The following is a 16,249-nucleotide window of genomic DNA, read 5'->3' on the forward strand; positions in this document are numbered from 1 at the left end:
ATCCACTTACTACAATAAAAAATGCTGTCTTCAATTGAGGACAGCATTTTTATTTTTTTATAGAGATTAAACGACTCTTAAATAGTTTTTGTTTTTTACCAGCCACAGACCAATAAAGGTCAGCAGTCCGTTAAGAACAATCAGCTCTACACCAATTTTGTAATCGGTATAAGTTGTAACAGCCAGGTTGATCAGATAGGTAAGCACAGGTGCTAAAATAGTCACTGCAAGAATGGAATATTTTCTGGAAATCTGAAACTTCGTGAAAATTCCAAAAGCAAAAAGGCCTAAAAGCGGTCCGTAAGTATATCCTGCAATTTCCATGATCAGATAAACAATAGATTTGTCATTCAATGCTTTGAAAACCATGATCAGGATAAAGAAAACCACTGTGAAAATCAAATGTACTTTCATACGAAGACGTTTCTTCTCTTTTTCAGTTTTGGTTTTATCTTCATTAAGGTTTAATAAATCTACACAATACGAACTTGTTACAGCCGTTAAAGCACCATCCGCAGAAGGGAATAACGCTGAAATTAATCCGATAATGAAAATAACGGAAATTGTCATTGGGAAATATCCCTGAAGTGATAAAGCTGGGAAAAGATCGTCTCCCATTATATTTTTAATATTTCCTGCAGAATCTTTAAATCCGAAAATATTCGTTACTGTTTCAGAGTTCAGAGTTCCGTATTCTGCTCCATGCTGTAATGCAAAAAGATAAAGTAATCCTCCCAGGAATAAAAAGGCAAGGTTTACGATAAGAAGCGTTCCTGCAAAGGTCAGCATGTTTTTCTTTGAATTCTTAAGATTATCTACAGAGATATTTTTCTGCATCATTTCCTGATCCAGCCCCGTCATCGCAATCGTAATAAAAATTCCGCCTAAAATTGTTTTCAGGAAAAATGTTTTGGAATTAGGATCAAAATTGATGAAATGAGTATAATTTTTCTGTTCTAGAATGGTGTACGCTTCCCCAAATGATAAATTCAGGTTTGATAAGATATAAACGATACAGGCTACAAGGCTGATAATCATAAAAGAAGTCTGCAGCGTATCCGTAATAACAATCGTCTTTACCCCTCCTTCAAAAGTGTACAGAAGTACCATCAGCAAAAGAACAAGAGAAGTTACCCAAAATGGAACTCCCAATCCTTCAAGTAAGAATATCTGTAAAACATTGACTACCAAATATAATCTTGCCGTAGCACCAATTGCCCTTGAAATAATAAAAAAGATAGAGCCTATTTTATGAGCTTCCACATTGAATCTTTTTCCCAGATAAGTATAAATAGAAGTCAGGTTCATTTTATAATATAACGGGAGTAATATCGCTGCAACGATAAAATACCCGATAAAAAACCCAATGACCATCATATAGTACTCAAAACCTCCGTAAATATATTCGGAGCCTGTCATTTTTCCTACAGTTCCCGGAACGGAAATAAAAGTAACTCCGCTTAAGCTGGTTCCTATCATCCCGAATGCAACGAGCCACCATTTACTCTTTTTGTTACCAATAAAAAATGACTGGTTATCGGAATTCCGGCTGGTGAAATAAGAAATCACCAAAAGGCCGATAAAATAAATGAAAACAAATAGCAAAAGGATAGTTCCTGAATTCATGCTTGATTTTTAAATTTTAGCAAATATATAAAAAAGATCAGTCGTGAATCATGAATTTACAAAGCAGTCAATTTTATAAATGTTTGAATATTGTTTTGAATTCAAATTAAAAAGTAAAATACAAAACCCAATATTCATAGATAGCCGAATCTTCTGCTGAGTGAAGCGCCTTTGCGAACATTTTAAACAGGACTTGGAATAAAAAAATTGCGTATTCTGCGTTTAAAAAAAAACCTTCCAGAAATATTCTGAAAGGTTTGTATTGTAAGGGTGGAAAACAGTGGCTAATTCACTAAAACATCCTGAAGTTCCTCACTTTTCTGGAAACTTGCCTTAGCGAAAGGGCAGAGGGGAATGATCTTTTTCCCATTTTTTCTGGCAAAATCTACTGCTGCCAGAAGCATTTCCTTACCTACACCTTTTCCGTTGTAGGCTTCTTCCACCTCGGTGTGGTCTATAATAAATCTTTCTTCTCCCGCCCAGGTATACGTCATCATTCCTGCGCGACTTCCATCTATGAAAGCTTCAAAACTTCCGTGTTTTTCGTCGTTGTTTTGTTTTACTTCGATCATGTTATGAGAATTTAGTTAATATTTCTATATCGTTGGTTAATATTTTATGAACAGGGCATGCATCAGCAATGGTGTGCAGTCTTTTCAGCTGCTCATCATCCAGAATACCTTCAAAGCTGATGTCTCTTTTGAAAACCGCTCTTTTTGTTAATGGAAAGTTTTCAAGCTCTACTTCTACATTGATGTTTTCTACATCCCATTCTTTTCTTTCAATATACATTCTCAATGTAGCCGCCGTGCAGCTTGCCAGTGACGTTGCCAGAATTTCCATGGGGTTAAGACCCTTGTTCTGCCCGCCTTTATCAATCGGTTCATCCGTAATGATTTTGTTTTCGCCGGCTGTTACTTCTGTATAATATTTTGTTTTTCCTAAACTTGCTTTTACCGTTACCGCCATTATTTTTCTGTATTGAATTTATAACTTAATGCACCTGAAGGGCATTGGTCTATCTGTGTTTTAAGTTCTTCCGGGCTTGCATTTTCTGCTTTTATCCAAGGTCTTTCTTTAGGATTGTAGACTTTGGGAAGTAATTTTACGCATACAGCCGAGTGGATACACTTTTGAGGCTGCCAGATGACGGTGATGTTACCGTTTGGATATTCGTGTGTTTCCATATCAATTTTCTTTTAATGATTTTTCGATTCTTCTGTCCGGAATCAGCCATATAAGAGCCACTAGATAATAAAAACCTATGGCAATATAAGGATAAAAAAATGAAGTAGCGATTCCAAGGACATAAAAAATAATAGAGATGTATTCCTTATATTTCGAGTGAATAGCCTCTTTCAGCTTTGAATCTTCTCCCTCACACCGGATAATGACATGTTCCATAATGGTATAGGCAATTGCCGCCATAATAAGCCCGATCCCATACACTGCAACAGGATTTTTTGCAAAACCTGTAGTTCCGATCCATTCCGTAGCAATAGGCATCAGAGAGAGCCAGAACAGCAAGTGAAGATTGGCCCAAAGAATACTGCCATTTACTTTTTTTACCGTCTGAAACAAATGATGATGATTGTTCCAGTAGATTCCTACATAAATAAAACTGAAAATATAAGCCAGAAATTTAGGAAGAAGAGGTTTGAGACTGGCCCAGCTATTTCCCTCAGGTACTTTCAGTTCAAGTACCATAATGGTGATAATAATAGCGAGAACACCATCACTGAATGCCTCTAGTCTTCCTTTAGTCATTTGTTTTAACCTGGTTTTTAAAGTTTTGTATTTTAGCTTTCAGATCATTCAGCATATCCGGATTGATCACTCCGCTTTCCATATCAAAATTTTCATAGAACTTAGGCAATGAAAAAGTATCCTTGATATCTGCTGCAAACTGTGGGAAAAATGTCTTTGCCGTATTCATCACATTTCCCCCGCCATATCCTCCTGGAGAAGTACTCATCAGAAGCATGGGTTTGTTCTGAAATACTTTTACATTAATCCTTGAAGACCAGTCAAAAACATTTTTAAAAGCTGAACTGTAAGAACGGTTGTGTTCTGCAAGAGAGCAAATGATCACATCACACTCTTCAATAGCTTTTAAAAACTGATGGGCCTCATCCGGAAAACCTTTCTTTTCAAGATCCACAGAGAAAACGGGCATGGTGAAATCGTTGAGGTCAATCAGATTGATTTCTTCATCCTGAAAATCTTTCAGAACAAATTTTACAAGTTCTCTGTTGATAGAAGTGGAAGACGTACTTCCTGCAAATGCTAATATTTTCATGGCTGATACTCTGAACTGAATTTATTTTCTGTTTAAAATAGCCTTGGGAAGCGGAACATATTCATTTTCATCTCCCGGAACTAAAGGAAAAGCATCATGATTCTGATCATTCCAGTTTACTTTTGCCTGATCAATTAATTCCTTATCAGAGTTAACGAAATTCCAGAATATAAAACGTTCTTCATCAAATGGCTCACCACCGAAAAGATAAACCGTTCCGTTTTCGCTCATATCAAACTCACAAAGCTTTGTGTCTTTAGCAATCATCAGCTGTTTTGAGCCATAAGAATTTCCTTCTGTGGTAACCGTTCCATCCAGAACATACATTGCTGCTTCTCCATAAAGATCTTTCCCGATACTTATTTTCTTAGCATCTTTTGTTTTTATTTCGATGAAAAATAATTTACTGTGTACAGGAACCGGAGATGTTCTTCCAAATGCTTCACCGGCAATTAATTTATACTGAATGCCATCTTCTTCCCAAACCGGAATCTCGTCAGCTTCAATATGATGAAATGTAGGCTCAGACTGTTCAAGGTGCTTTGGAAGCCCAACCCAGATCTGGAATCCGTGAAGTCTTTTATCAGTATGTCTTAAATATTCAGGGGTTCTTTCTGAATGTACAACTCCTTTTCCGGCAGTCATCCAGTTGACAGCACCCGGTTTTATTTCAAGAGCGCTTCCGATACTGTCTCTATGGAAAATAGAACCTTCCAACAGATAGGTTAAGGTGGATAACCCGATATGCGGATGAGGTGGAACATCAAGGTTTTGATAATCTTTTAATTCTGAAGGTCCCATATGATCTATAAAAACGAAAGGCCCAACAGCTCTTTTTTCACGGAAAGGAAGAAGTCTTCCTACCAGAAAATTTCCGATGTCTGCTGCTTTTTCTTCAATGATAAGTCCGATATTTGACATGATGATGTGATACTTTTTTTAAATGTTAATTAAATAAATAGAGTGGCTTTACAGCAAATTTAAAGTTTGTCATATCCTTCAAATTTCTCATCCACGATACGTTTCCATTCAGGATGTTTCTTGATAAAAGCGAAAACGTAAGGACAGAAAGGAAGAAGCTTTTTTCCGCTTTCTTCAATATAATTCAGTGTTTTTTCTACTACGGCAGCTGCGGCACCTGTTCCTGCCAGTTCAGGTTCAGCTTCAGTATGTACCAAAGCAATCTGGTGCGTTGTTTCACGATAATCAATGAATGCGTAATGTCCGTTGAATTCTATTTCAAATCTTTTTTCTGCTTTTACAAGAGGTATATTTTCAAATTCTGGTTTCATAATATTTTACATTAAGGGTGTCTGTTTTTCTTCAATAAACAGAATTAAAAGACAAACCTTCCAGATTGTCAAAACCTGGAAGGTTTGCCATTATATAAAGTTAATAAAAAAGGAATTATCTAAGATTAAGATAAATTTAATTCTTTTAATCTTCAAGATATCCGAATTTCCCGGTATTAAAATCCTCAAAAGCCTGCATGATTTCCTCTCTGGAATTCATTACAAAAGGACCGTGAGGGTAGATAGGTTCGTTGATCGGTTCTCCGCTGATGATCAAAACAACAGCATCTTCTTTTGCCTCAATAGTGAAAGTTTCACCTTCATTTTTAAATAATGCAAAATGATCAGTTTTCACCGTTTCCTCACCATTGATGATAACGCTTCCTTCAATAACCAAAGCTGCAGTATTGAAATGAGCCGGAAAATTAAAATCGGCTTTTCCTCCTGCTTTAAGCTTGGCATTCATCATATGAACCGGAGTGAAAGTATTTGCAGGACCTTTATGACCGCTATACTCGCCGGCAATGACTTCTACAAAACCATTTTCACCCAGATCTACTCTTTCCATTGCAGAGTTTTCAATTGCCTGGTATTTCGGACAGCTCATTTTATCTTTTGCCGGAAGATTCACCCAAAGCTGAACCATCTGAAAAATTCCTCCTTCTTTTGCCCATGCTGTTTCATGGTATTCTTTGTGAAGAACTCCTTTTGCTGCGGTCATCCATTGAACATCTCCTTCTCCGATAACACCGCCGCCGCCAGCGCTGTCATGGTGTTCTACTTTTCCGCTATACGCTATCGTTACTGTTTCAAAACCTCTGTGCGGATGAACTCCCACACCTCTTGGTCTGTCGGAACCATTGAAATGAAATTTTGAATTGTAATCAAGCATAATAAACGGGTCCATTCTTTTCATATCTAGCCTGGATACTCCCGGAATAAAATTGTGAACCCTGAATCCATCGCCTACAAAGTGCGCAGGTCTTGGAGATACTACGATTTCTATTTTTTTAGTTGCCATCACATTGTTGATTATGTAAACAAAATTACCATAGTTATATGCGAAAAGCATTGATCTGTGTTAAGTTCGTAGGATGGGCAGAAAGACAAAATGTAAAGACTGAAATTTTAAATTTACTATTGTTGTTTTATTCTTTAATCTTCCTTCGACTTCATATTCTTTCCATCCGAAATATGCAGTCTTCTGAAAACAAATCCTGATAAAATAGTCAATATTCCTACCGTGAGAAATGTGAATCGGAAGGCATTGTGGATTTCACCATTAATAAGATCCGTATTTTCAAACAGCTTTAAAACAATCAGCCCGAAGGCAATTCCAAAACCGATAGCCAGCTGTTGATTTACCGAAATTAAAGAGTTTCCGCTGCTGGTCTGGAAATTCCGAAGGTCGGCAATAGATATTGTGTTCATAGAAGTGAACTGTATAGAGTTGAAAAAACCTAATACCGCGATAATGGGAATAAACCAATATAAGGAAGTGTGTATATCAGGTATGGCCAGCAGGCAGATCAGTGTTCCTATGATGAATGTATTGATCATCAAAGTCTGCCGATAGCCATATTTATCCAGAATTTTAATCACAGATGATTTTCCGAAAATAGCTGTTAAAGCCATGGGAGCAATGATCCAGCCCGAAGTCACTGCTGATTGTTTATAGGCAATCTGAATCATCAGGGGAAGCAATAACGGAACAGAACTGATTCCTAATCTGGTGGCAAGGTTTCCCACAATACCTACCCGAAAAGTTCTCACCTGAAAAAGGTTTAACGGGAAGATAGGATTTCCTTCTCTTTTTGCATGTTTGTAATAATAATACAGGAACAGGAAGCCCATAATAAATACAAGCAAAACAGGAGTTATATTCTGCATATCCCCAAAAAGTTCCAGCGAAACGGAAAGCAGGAGAGAGGCTGCTGCAAAAATTAAAAAGCCTTTTAAATCAAAATCAACATCATCCGATTTATAATTGGGCATGAATTTTATTCCTAAAAGAATTCCTAAAACACCAATCGGGATATTAATCAGAAATATCCAGTGCCATGAAAGATAATCTACCATATAACCACCTACTAATGGACCGAGTACAGGACCAATAAGTGCCGGAATAATAGCAAAATTCATCGCTTTGAGCAACTCACTTTTATCAAACGTTTTGATCAGTGCCAGTTTTCCGACAGGAGTCATTAAACTTCCTCCGACTCCCTGAATGACCCTTGAAATAACGAGATGAGTAAGGTTTTGAGATAAAGAACAAAACAGAGAGCCAAGGCTGAACAATACCAACGAGAAAATAAATACTTTTTTGGTTCCAAATCTGTCTGCCAGGAATCCACTGGCCGGCATAAAAACAGCTAATGTCAGAACGTAACTGATGATGGCGTTCTGCATATTAAGTGGGGACTCATGCAGATCTTTTGCAATAGAAGGCAGGGAAGTGTTCAGGATGGTTGAGTCCAGCATCTGCATAAAAATAGCGGTAGCCAGAATCAGAGGTAGTATTTTCTTTATGGATGTCTGTGGTGTGCTTGCTTCTGTCATTTCGTATAGGCTGAACCGTTAGAAAACGTTCAGACTTATTTTATTTGAAGAACCTGCTTGCTTTAAGCAGTTTGATCTTTAGATAAAGAAATCCATATAAAATTAAAAAAGTCCTGCGAGATTTCACAGGACTTTTTGATTTATTTTCTAGGTTTTTCTACTCCTTTCCATTCATCACCGGCTTTTCTATACTGGCTTAAAGTGAACGTTTTGAAATCCTTTGTTTTGTATTCGATGTTATCGGTATTCTGCTCAAATGGCATGATGTAATAATATTCGATATCTGTCTTATCAGATTTGTTTCCTTTTTTTACACTAGGAACATATTTTGAAAACTTATAGCTTGGAAGATATTGTTTCAGTCTTGCGTAGAAAGCTTTGTCTTCTTTTTCGCTAGGGATGATATCTACAATATTCAGGTCATCTTTTTTCTTATCAATCCAAAGGTAATATGTCTTTTCTTCTCCCATATTTCTGTTGAAAGAGTTGAAGGCAAATAATTCTTTCGGTACAAGTTCTTTAATTTTTTCAGGATCAACCTTTGTGTAATACTGACCTTTTGAAGGATCTACATACGTTTCAAGGTTGTACATTAAAACAGAATTGTTTTCAAATTTTTTATTTTTAAAATATTGATTTAAAGATAATTCTGCAGTTGCTCTAAGTTCTTTACCTCTTGCATCCAGTTTTTTTGTCGGATTCTGAGGATTTACATATTTTACAAATTCATATAAAACAACAGGCTTTATATCTTTAAGGTGAGGATAAGTTTTAAGCTGTTCAGCCTTTACAAGCCAGTAGAATTGTTGATAGTAGTCATCTTTATCTTGGTCTTTCACACTCTTGTAAGCCAAAGCAAGCTTCTTTGAATTCAGATATTTGCCGTATTTTCCTTGTCCAAAAGCAAAACTTATGGCTAATAAGGCAAATAAAACAGTAAGGTTTCTTCTCATTTTTTTATAATTGATATTTTCGTTTTCCAAATATAATTATTTATTAGATATTATTTTGGATTGTGAGTTAAATTATGCTATATTGTTATTGTTAATTCAAGAAAAAATCCTGTATTGCTACAGGATTGATAAATTATAACTGAGGAAGTTAGGTGTTTGAATGAAAAAAATATAAATGTCAATAGCGAATAATTATGGTAAATAACTGAAAAACAAACGCAATGAACGCAAGGTTTATATTTAATCTTATATATTTTGTTCGCAAAGGCACTTCGTTCAGCTAGTGTGTCAGTTTGTTAATTGCTGAGTGAAACGCCCTTGCGATCATTTTTAAATATTAGAAATCCTTACCGTACTCTGCGTTAAAATATCCCGAAACCCGAAACCCGAAACCCGAAACCTCGAATCACGAAACAGATTCACAAGCGCAGCAGATTGACCATTAACTATTCACTAATCACACCCTCTAGTACGAAGTCTCATGTACCTTCACTGCTCTTCCGCTCGGATCATTCATTTTTTTGAATGCTTCATCCCATTCTAAAGCGATAGGAGTGGAGCATGCAACAGACGGAACAGAAGGTACGGTTGCGGCGGCCGTTTCACTTGGGAAATGCTCTTCAAAAATAGTTCTGTATCTGTATTCTTCTTTATTCTGAGGCGTGTTTAACGGAAATCTGAATCTCGCATTAGTCATCATTTCATCCGTTACTTCTTTTTCAGCAACCTCTTTTAAGGTATCGATCCAAGAATAGCCTACACCATCTGAGAACTGTTCTTTCTGTCTCCAGACAATAGAATCAGGAAGAATATCTTCAAAGGCTTTTCTCAATACCCATTTTTCGATTTTTCCTTCAGCTGTATTGATCATTTTATCTTGTGGGTTGAGAGTCATGGCTATATCCATAAATTCTTTATCAAGAAAAGGAACTCTGCCTTCAATTCCCCAGCTCATTAACGCTTTGTTGGCTCTTAAGCAGTCATACAGGTGAAGTTTACCTAATTTTCTTACTGTTTCATCATGGAATTCTTTTGCATTGGGAGCTTTATGGAAATATAAATATCCACCGAATAGTTCATCAGAGCCTTCTCCTGAAAGTACCATTTTTATTCCCATAGATTTGATTACTCTTGCCAGAAGATACATTGGGGTAGATGCTCTGATTGTTGTTACATCATAGGTTTCCAGATGGTAAATGACATCACGTACAGCATCCAGTCCTTCCTGAACGGTAAAGTTAACTTCATGATGAACAGATCCTATGTGTTTTGCAGCTGTTTGTGCAGCAGCCAGGTCTGGAGAGCCAACTAATCCTACCGCAAAACTATGAAGTCTTGGATACCAGGCTTCCTGTGTATCGCCACTTTCGATTCTCTGGCGGGCAAATTTTGCAGTGATCGCTGATATAACCGAAGAATCCAAACCTCCGGAAAGAAGCACTCCATAAGGAACGTCACTCATCAGTTGTCTGTGAACGGCATCCTCAAGGCCTTTTCTCAATTTTGCGATATCTGTTTCGTTTTCTTTTACATGATCAAAACTGTCCCAGTCTCTTGTATACCATTGCTGAAGTTCAACGCCGTCCGGACTGTAAACAAAATGTCCCGGTAAGAAGGTTTCTATTTTTTTACATACTCCTTCAAGGGCTTTTAATTCAGAAGCTACATAGTAGTTTCCGTTTTTGTCCCATCCTTGATAAAGAGGGCAGATTCCCATATGGTCACGGGCAATAAGGTAGACCTCATTTTCAGTGTCATATAATGCGAAAGCAAAAATTCCGTTCAGTTTTTCAACAAAATCTTTTCCGTACTTTCTGTAAAGAGCTAAAATTACCTCGCAGTCAGATTGGGTCTGAAACTCATAATCAGGAAATTCTTCTTTTAATTCTCTATGGTTGTAGATTTCACCGTTCACGGCTAATACTACTTTTCCGTCTTTTGTAAATAAAGGTTGTTTTCCAGAAGTAGGATCTACAATGGCAAGTCTTTCATGAGAGAAAATTACTTTTTCATCCTGAAAAACTCCGCTCCAATCCGGTCCTCTGTGACGGATTTTTTTTGACATTTCCAAAACCTGAGGTCTTAATACTTCAGTTTTCTGCTTGGCATCAAATAAACATACAATTCCACACATAATTTCTATTATTTATGTGACAAAAGTAGAGGGGATGTTTATAAATAACAATGAAAAATATTTAAAAATGAAAATTTTTAATCAATTAGTGCTTTCAAGTTAAAAATTTTAACTATTTCTTGAAATTGACATGCTTTTGATTAATTTTTTTCGTTGAGCTAAAATTGATGATTTTCTATACAAAATAAAAATGACATATTTATTAATCTATGGTAATTAATTATATGAATTTTAACCCTTACTTTGTGGCTCGAAATAATTTTTTTTCATCATTTGTGTTTTTACCTTCTTGCAATTCTCATGCAAGAAGGTTTTGTTTTTATTGCACTCCAAGCAGTGTTCCCGAAACATTCCACGAACTGAAACTTGTTCCTTCGGAAGCTCCCTGAGGAATTTTTACCTGAATCGTATGTTTTCCGGCTTTCAAATCTCCAAGAGGAATGAAGTTAGGATTTGTAACTGTTCCCGGACACCAGTTTGATCTGCTGAGGTCTGATGACGAAAGACCATCCTGGAAGTTTCCTGATGCCGGATTGTACAAACGGTAAGAACCACAGTCTGTTCTCCACGGCACAAATGAAAATACCGGCTTTCCATCAACAAAAATAGAATTGGCTTTAGGAACAAATTCATCTCCGTTTTCCCAACCTCCATGTCCTGTAGTGGTATATCTTAGCTGAGCATTTTTCAAATCTTTATCTAAAGTGAAATTAACAAGAAGCCCTTTATCCTGATTGAACATGGTAGAGTAGTCCTGTCCGGCCATTTCCATAATATTTAAAGTATTGAATAGCGGGATCACTGTATTGTTTTTATAAATCGCCTGATCACTCTTGTGAATGGTGATATCAAGGCTCACTTTATGTCCTCCTTTATCATAGTTGCCGATAAATGTACCTACCCAAAGTTCTTTTCCTGATAATGCAGGTTTAAGCTCTGTAATATCCTGTCGGTAAGGGCTGATGGTCTGCCAGTTTTTTCCTTTAAGTTGAATATGATTGAACTTCTGGATTCCAAAAGCGGTAAAGAATCTCATCATTTCCATGGCAGGGCTATAGTTGTCGGTAGTTGTTATCCCGTAATATTGCTTTCCGTTTCCATTTTCATAGACAGGAAGCGTTTTTGCACCTTTTTCCAATCCATCAAAAAAAGACTTTTCCTTATCCTGAGGAATGAAAAATACAGTTCCGGTTCTGTCATAGGCATCACCGTTTGATTGCTGTTTCAGTTCTACAAAAATATTTTCTCCTTCTGTAATCGCAGGAAATTTTACTTTTTTAAGAATGATCGTTCCGTTGGCATATCTTTTTATCTGGTCATCAGATTTTGAGGCATCAGAGAAATTGATGGTTTCATTTTCAAAAACATTCAACGTAGTAAATCTGCTTTTCCAAAGTAAATCTTTATATCCCAACTGATCTGTTGTCTGGATGTTTCCTTTGATAATATTATCAATTCCTGTATTTTTTATTTTTTTAATTGAACTGGCTGTAATTAAGGAGTTTTTATTTCTCTCCACTTCCAGAACCAATCCTAAATTCTGTCCTAAAACAGAAGGTCCGCCTTTTAGCTTCAGGTCATTTGTATACCAGATTTCAATGGTGTTTGAGTTCACCTTTGTGACTGCTTTTTTACAGTTATATCCTAAAATCTTTTTAGTTTCATTGGTTATTTCAAAATCCTGTTTTCCTACAGATTCAGCATCTGATGTTGAAATAATAGATTCAGGTTTTAAAAAAGCATACGAAACAATAGTGTTTGATGGCTTTTCTACCTTTGTGATTTCATATGGGAAGCTGTTTTTTTGTTCTTTGATTGTACTGTTGAGTATGAAACTTTCTTTCTCGTTAACCCAAACGATGGTGGAGGGCTGGTCAGCAGTTGTTTTTCCGTTGTACGAGCTTGTATACTGGATTTCATAGGTCTGTGCAGAAAACAGACAGTATAAGAAGATGGCTATAAAACTGAAAACAATTCTTGTATGCATAAATAAAATGAGTTTGATGCAAAGTTATTCTAAAGTTTCCACAGCATCAACACGGTTTAATCTATACAGTTAGTAGAGAATGTACTTTAAATGTTACAAAAAATGTTACACTTTTTTGAAAGATTTTTTTTGAACAATATTAGTATTTGAAATAATTTTATAAATGTTACGTTCAATCAAAAAACAATACCCTTGAAATATTTTATTCTGTATTTTCTATTTCTTGTATCATCAAACTTTGTAAAGGCTCATAAACCTAAAGTAAGAATTGAAACTTTTAGAAATGTAAAGACTTATTTTAACTCAGAATTTAACTTTAATCCGAAAACAATTGCGTCAGAAGAACTCAAGATCCGAGTTATCGGGCAACTTTCCAGAGTTATTGCTGAAAAACTCGGGTATTCTGATACGATTATGATTGAAAGAAAAACTTATTATTCTCATGATCCCCATCAAAAGTTTTTTATTCTGGAAAATAATAATTCTCAGTATAAGCTTGCAGTTTTAGATGATGGGACTGTATTGAAAAGTAATAATAAGGGATTGGCTGTAAGAATTTTGAGTGAAAATATAAATGTGGTTGATGTTTTAAAACTTGTTGAATACTCTATTTTGAATAGGAAAAAACTTAATAAAAAGCTTATTCCTACAACCTATTTTTTTGAACAAAACCAACAACTGTCTTTATTAGTTAATTCTGAGGAGTTTATTCAGAGATTATGTAAGTCTAAATCTAAACTAGTAAATGAGGTAATTGGTAATGAAATTGAACTATTGGACAATGGATTTTTAAGAACCAAAATTTCCTGGAAAAGTGGAAAATTTGTATTTGGAATCAATAATAAATATCCAGCCAGTGGCGATTATTATAAAAGCGAATTGAGTGATTATGAAATTGAAGATTTTAAATATTACGTAGATTCTGTTTATTCAAATTGTTTTTTGATTTTTCATAACTCAAAAGAGTTTACCTATTTCGATGGGGAAAATGAAAATACATCAGCTACAATAAAAGTTGAAAATGATTCATGGTATCCGTTTCAGCTCTCAAAAGATAGATTTGATGATAAAGTAATTTTATTCAATAATAATAGATATTTCTATGTGTATAATTTCAAAAAAAAACTACTCAAAAAAATAGAGTAGTTTTTATGTATTATTATTGGGTTTAGATTAAGAAATTCTCTCAATCAAAGCCATATAGAATCCGTCATAACCTTCGCTAGGCATTACTTTTTCATCCTTAATCATTTTGAATCCAGGATTATTTTTAATGAATTCGTCTACCTGCAGATTGTTTTCAGATGGAAGAATAGAACATGTAGCATACACCATTTTCCCTCCTTTTTTAAGCATTTTAGAGTAGTCCTGAAGAATTTGCTGCTGTTCTTTTTTAATTCTGTCAATAAAGTCCTGATCAATTTTCCACTTACTGTCCGGGTTTCTTTTTAAAACTCCAAGACCAGAACATGGGGCATCAATCAGAAGTCTGTCGGCTTTTTCATGGAGACGTTTGATAACTTTATTATCGGCAATCATACGGGTTTCAATATTGTGGGCTCCGGCTCTTTTGGCACGACGCTTCAATTCTGCAAGTTTCCACTCGAAAATATCCAGGGCAACAATCTGACCTTTGTTTTTCATTAGTGCTGCTAAGTGAAGTGTTTTTCCTCCCGCACCTGCACACGCATCTACCACTCTTTGTCCTTCCTGTACATCAAGGAAATAACCGATCTTTTGAGAAGAAGCATCCTGAACTTCAAATAATCCTTCTTTAAAAGCCGTGGTAAGAAAAACGTTTTTCTTTTCTTCTAACTGAACAGCATCAGGATAATTTTTAATAGGAAAAGAAACAATCCCTTCATCAGAAAGGTCAGAAATAAGTTCTTTTGTTGTTGTTCTTAAAGAGTTTGCTCTTAAAACTGTAGGTGCCTGTTCATTCAAAGCAATCATTTCTCTTTCCCATTTGGCTCCAAGCTCTTTTTCAAGAGTTTCAGCAAGCCATTCAGGAATAGAATGTTCTATTGCTTTTGTAGGAACTGTATTCTTTTTAAGTTTGGTAAGAATGTCGGCAATTTTGATTCCGTCAAATTCTTCAAACTTTTTATAATTGGTTTTACTCCAAAGTAAATAGGCGATGATAAGCTTGTAAATATTATTGGGTTTTACACCTTCTCCCATATAATATTCAAGACGTTTTTTCCAACGGATAATATTGTAAAAAATTTCAGAAACAACGGCTCTGTCCTGGCTTCCCCATTTTCTGTTTGCTTTCAAAAGTCTTTCAATAACTTTATCTGCATATTTGTTTTTCTCAAAAAATGTCTCCTGTAGGGCATCGTGAATTCCGATTGCCAAGTTTCTGTGAATAAGTTCCATAAGTTTGCTTCGCTGTTTGAATCTGCAAAAATACGACTTTTAATTGAGAGTTGAAGAGTTTGGGAATTAGAGGAGTTTAGGGTAAGGGAGAAATGTGATCTGATCTAGTATTATTGATGTAAAGTCAATCTGTTTATTGATTTTTTAGGAGTAGAAATAAATTTTAATGCTGAATTTGGCAAAGATCTTCCGAATATTTATATTTTTTATTTGTTGACAATAGCCTTTCATTTTAAAACGAATAAACCTATGTTTTTGCTTAATGAAAAATATTTGCTAACAAAATATACACTGTTTACTACTATACTTTATTTTTTTTGTGACAAGTTTATTTAATTTATATTAAATCACTATATTGTGTAATATTGGTATGTGCTTATGATCTACTACACTGAACTTTATCTCTTGACTTCAACCTCTAAAAAGCTCTACCTTTGTAGAAAATTAAAAATATGAGTGATACAGTACTTTGTCCGAAATGCAGCTCCGAGTTTACCTATCCGAGCGATAATATGATGGTATGTTCCCAGTGTTTCTATGAATGGGATCCAGCAGAAGCAGCTTCTGAAGCAGCAAATGAAGGAAAAATATTGGATTCAAACGGAAACGAACTTCAGGATGGAGATTCTGTGGTTGTGGTAAAAGATCTTCCTGTAAAAGGGGCACCGAAACCGGTAAAAGCTGGAACCAAAGTGAAAAATATCCGTTTAAGACCGGGAAGTGATCACAATATTGATTGCAAAATTGATGGTTTTGGGGCTATGGCTCTTAAGTCTGAATTTGTAAAGAAGGCGTAAGAAAATTTCGGTTTTTTATGGAATAAAAATAAGAAAAGGAAAAAATTGGACAGTGTAATCTTTCAAAAAGACTTAATTGCAAGATTGCTAATGTCCGTCTGGAAGGCAGAAAGAGAAATAACCAAAAATTTCCTTATACTTTGGAGATACAAATGTAAGAAAAAGTTTTATAACTGATTCTTATGTTTGTATTTTTTTGTTGGTAAGTATAAGTGAATGTACG

16 protein-coding genes are annotated in these 16,249 nt (G+C 35.5%); 2 read left to right on the forward strand and 14 right to left on the reverse strand.

Translation table 11 applies throughout. The features are described from left to right. Positions 1 to 66 precede the first annotated feature (66 nt). The 13 genes from FW780_RS19300 to FW780_RS19360 all read right to left on the reverse strand — a co-directional run bounded on the left by FW780_RS19300 (position 67) and on the right by FW780_RS19360 (position 12,850). Complete coding sequence (locus tag FW780_RS19300) at positions 67 to 1,626, reverse strand: sodium:solute symporter (protein ID WP_149835259.1); 1,560 nt, start codon at positions 1,624 to 1,626, stop codon at positions 67 to 69. A 284-nt stretch (positions 1,627 to 1,910) separates the two neighbouring features. Next, on the reverse strand, positions 1,911 to 2,198 hold the full coding sequence (locus FW780_RS19305) for a GNAT family N-acetyltransferase (protein WP_172625744.1): 288 nt from the start codon (positions 2,196 to 2,198) through the stop codon (positions 1,911 to 1,913). A 1-nt stretch (position 2,199) separates the two neighbouring features. After that, the gene (locus tag FW780_RS19310; RefSeq protein ID WP_047382583.1) at positions 2,200 to 2,595 is read right to left on the reverse strand and encodes an OsmC family protein; all 396 of its coding nucleotides are present in this window, start codon (positions 2,593 to 2,595) and stop codon (positions 2,200 to 2,202) included. Further along, on the reverse strand, positions 2,595 to 2,813 hold the full coding sequence (locus FW780_RS19315) for a (4Fe-4S)-binding protein (RefSeq protein WP_047424288.1): 219 nt from the start codon (positions 2,811 to 2,813) through the stop codon (positions 2,595 to 2,597). The genes FW780_RS19310 and FW780_RS19315 overlap by 1 nt, the downstream gene beginning before the upstream one ends. A gap of 1 nt (position 2,814) precedes the next feature. After that, a complete protein-coding gene (locus FW780_RS19320; RefSeq protein ID WP_149835260.1) occupies positions 2,815 to 3,393 on the reverse strand; it encodes a TMEM175 family protein in 579 nt (192 codons plus the stop codon). Then, positions 3,386 to 3,925: an NADPH-dependent FMN reductase gene (locus FW780_RS19325; protein WP_149835261.1), complete on the reverse strand. Its 540-nt coding sequence runs from the start codon at positions 3,923 to 3,925 to the stop codon at positions 3,386 to 3,388. Before FW780_RS19325 ends, FW780_RS19320 begins: the two co-directional genes overlap by 8 nt. A 21-nt stretch (positions 3,926 to 3,946) precedes the next feature. Next, positions 3,947 to 4,846 carry a pirin family protein gene (locus tag FW780_RS19330; protein ID WP_149835262.1) on the reverse strand — a complete coding sequence of 300 codons (900 nt, stop codon included), beginning with the start codon at positions 4,844 to 4,846 and terminating at the stop codon, positions 3,947 to 3,949. A 59-nt stretch (positions 4,847 to 4,905) separates the two neighbouring features. After that, positions 4,906 to 5,217, reverse strand: coding sequence for a GNAT family N-acetyltransferase (locus FW780_RS19335; protein ID WP_047373665.1), 312 nt, complete (start codon positions 5,215 to 5,217; stop codon positions 4,906 to 4,908). A gap of 145 nt (positions 5,218 to 5,362) precedes the next feature. Further along, entirely contained in the window at positions 5,363 to 6,238 is an 876-nt protein-coding gene (locus FW780_RS19340) for a pirin family protein (RefSeq protein ID WP_149835263.1), read from the reverse strand. A 134-nt stretch (positions 6,239 to 6,372) separates the two neighbouring features. Next, positions 6,373 to 7,776 (reverse strand): MFS transporter, encoded by a 1,404-nt coding sequence (locus FW780_RS19345; protein WP_149835264.1) that lies wholly within the window; start codon positions 7,774 to 7,776, stop codon positions 6,373 to 6,375. Positions 7,777 to 7,916: 140 nt separating this feature from the next. Further along, complete coding sequence (locus tag FW780_RS19350; RefSeq protein WP_228460191.1) at positions 7,917 to 8,759, reverse strand: hypothetical protein; 843 nt, start codon at positions 8,757 to 8,759, stop codon at positions 7,917 to 7,919. Positions 8,760 to 9,195: 436 nt separating this feature from the next. Continuing rightward, positions 9,196 to 10,863 carry an asparagine synthase B gene (gene asnB, locus FW780_RS19355; protein ID WP_149835265.1) on the reverse strand — a complete coding sequence of 556 codons (1,668 nt, stop codon included), beginning with the start codon at positions 10,861 to 10,863 and terminating at the stop codon, positions 9,196 to 9,198. Positions 10,864 to 11,182: 319 nt separating this feature from the next. Beyond that, a complete protein-coding gene (locus tag FW780_RS19360) occupies positions 11,183 to 12,850 on the reverse strand; it encodes a GLPGLI family protein (protein WP_149835266.1) in 1,668 nt (555 codons plus the stop codon). A gap of 192 nt (positions 12,851 to 13,042) precedes the next feature. On the opposite strand from FW780_RS19360, the gene FW780_RS19365 reads away from it, so the two are divergent. Then, positions 13,043 to 13,996, forward strand: coding sequence for a hypothetical protein (locus tag FW780_RS19365; protein ID WP_149835267.1), 954 nt, complete (start codon positions 13,043 to 13,045; stop codon positions 13,994 to 13,996). A gap of 27 nt (positions 13,997 to 14,023) precedes the next feature. Here the strand turns inward: FW780_RS19365 and FW780_RS19370 are convergent, their stop codons facing one another. Further along, the gene (locus FW780_RS19370; protein WP_149835268.1) at positions 14,024 to 15,229 is read right to left on the reverse strand and encodes an RsmB/NOP family class I SAM-dependent RNA methyltransferase; all 1,206 of its coding nucleotides are present in this window, start codon (positions 15,227 to 15,229) and stop codon (positions 14,024 to 14,026) included. 452 nt (positions 15,230 to 15,681) lie between these two features. Between FW780_RS19370 and FW780_RS19375 the strand changes: the two genes are divergently transcribed. Then, positions 15,682 to 16,026 (forward strand): zinc ribbon domain-containing protein YjdM, encoded by a 345-nt coding sequence (locus tag FW780_RS19375; RefSeq protein WP_047373671.1) that lies wholly within the window; start codon positions 15,682 to 15,684, stop codon positions 16,024 to 16,026. Positions 16,027 to 16,249 lie beyond the last annotated feature (223 nt).

Source organism: Chryseobacterium sediminis (genome assembly GCF_008386505.1).
Taxonomy (GTDB): Bacteria; Bacteroidota; Bacteroidia; order Flavobacteriales; family Weeksellaceae; genus Chryseobacterium; species Chryseobacterium sediminis.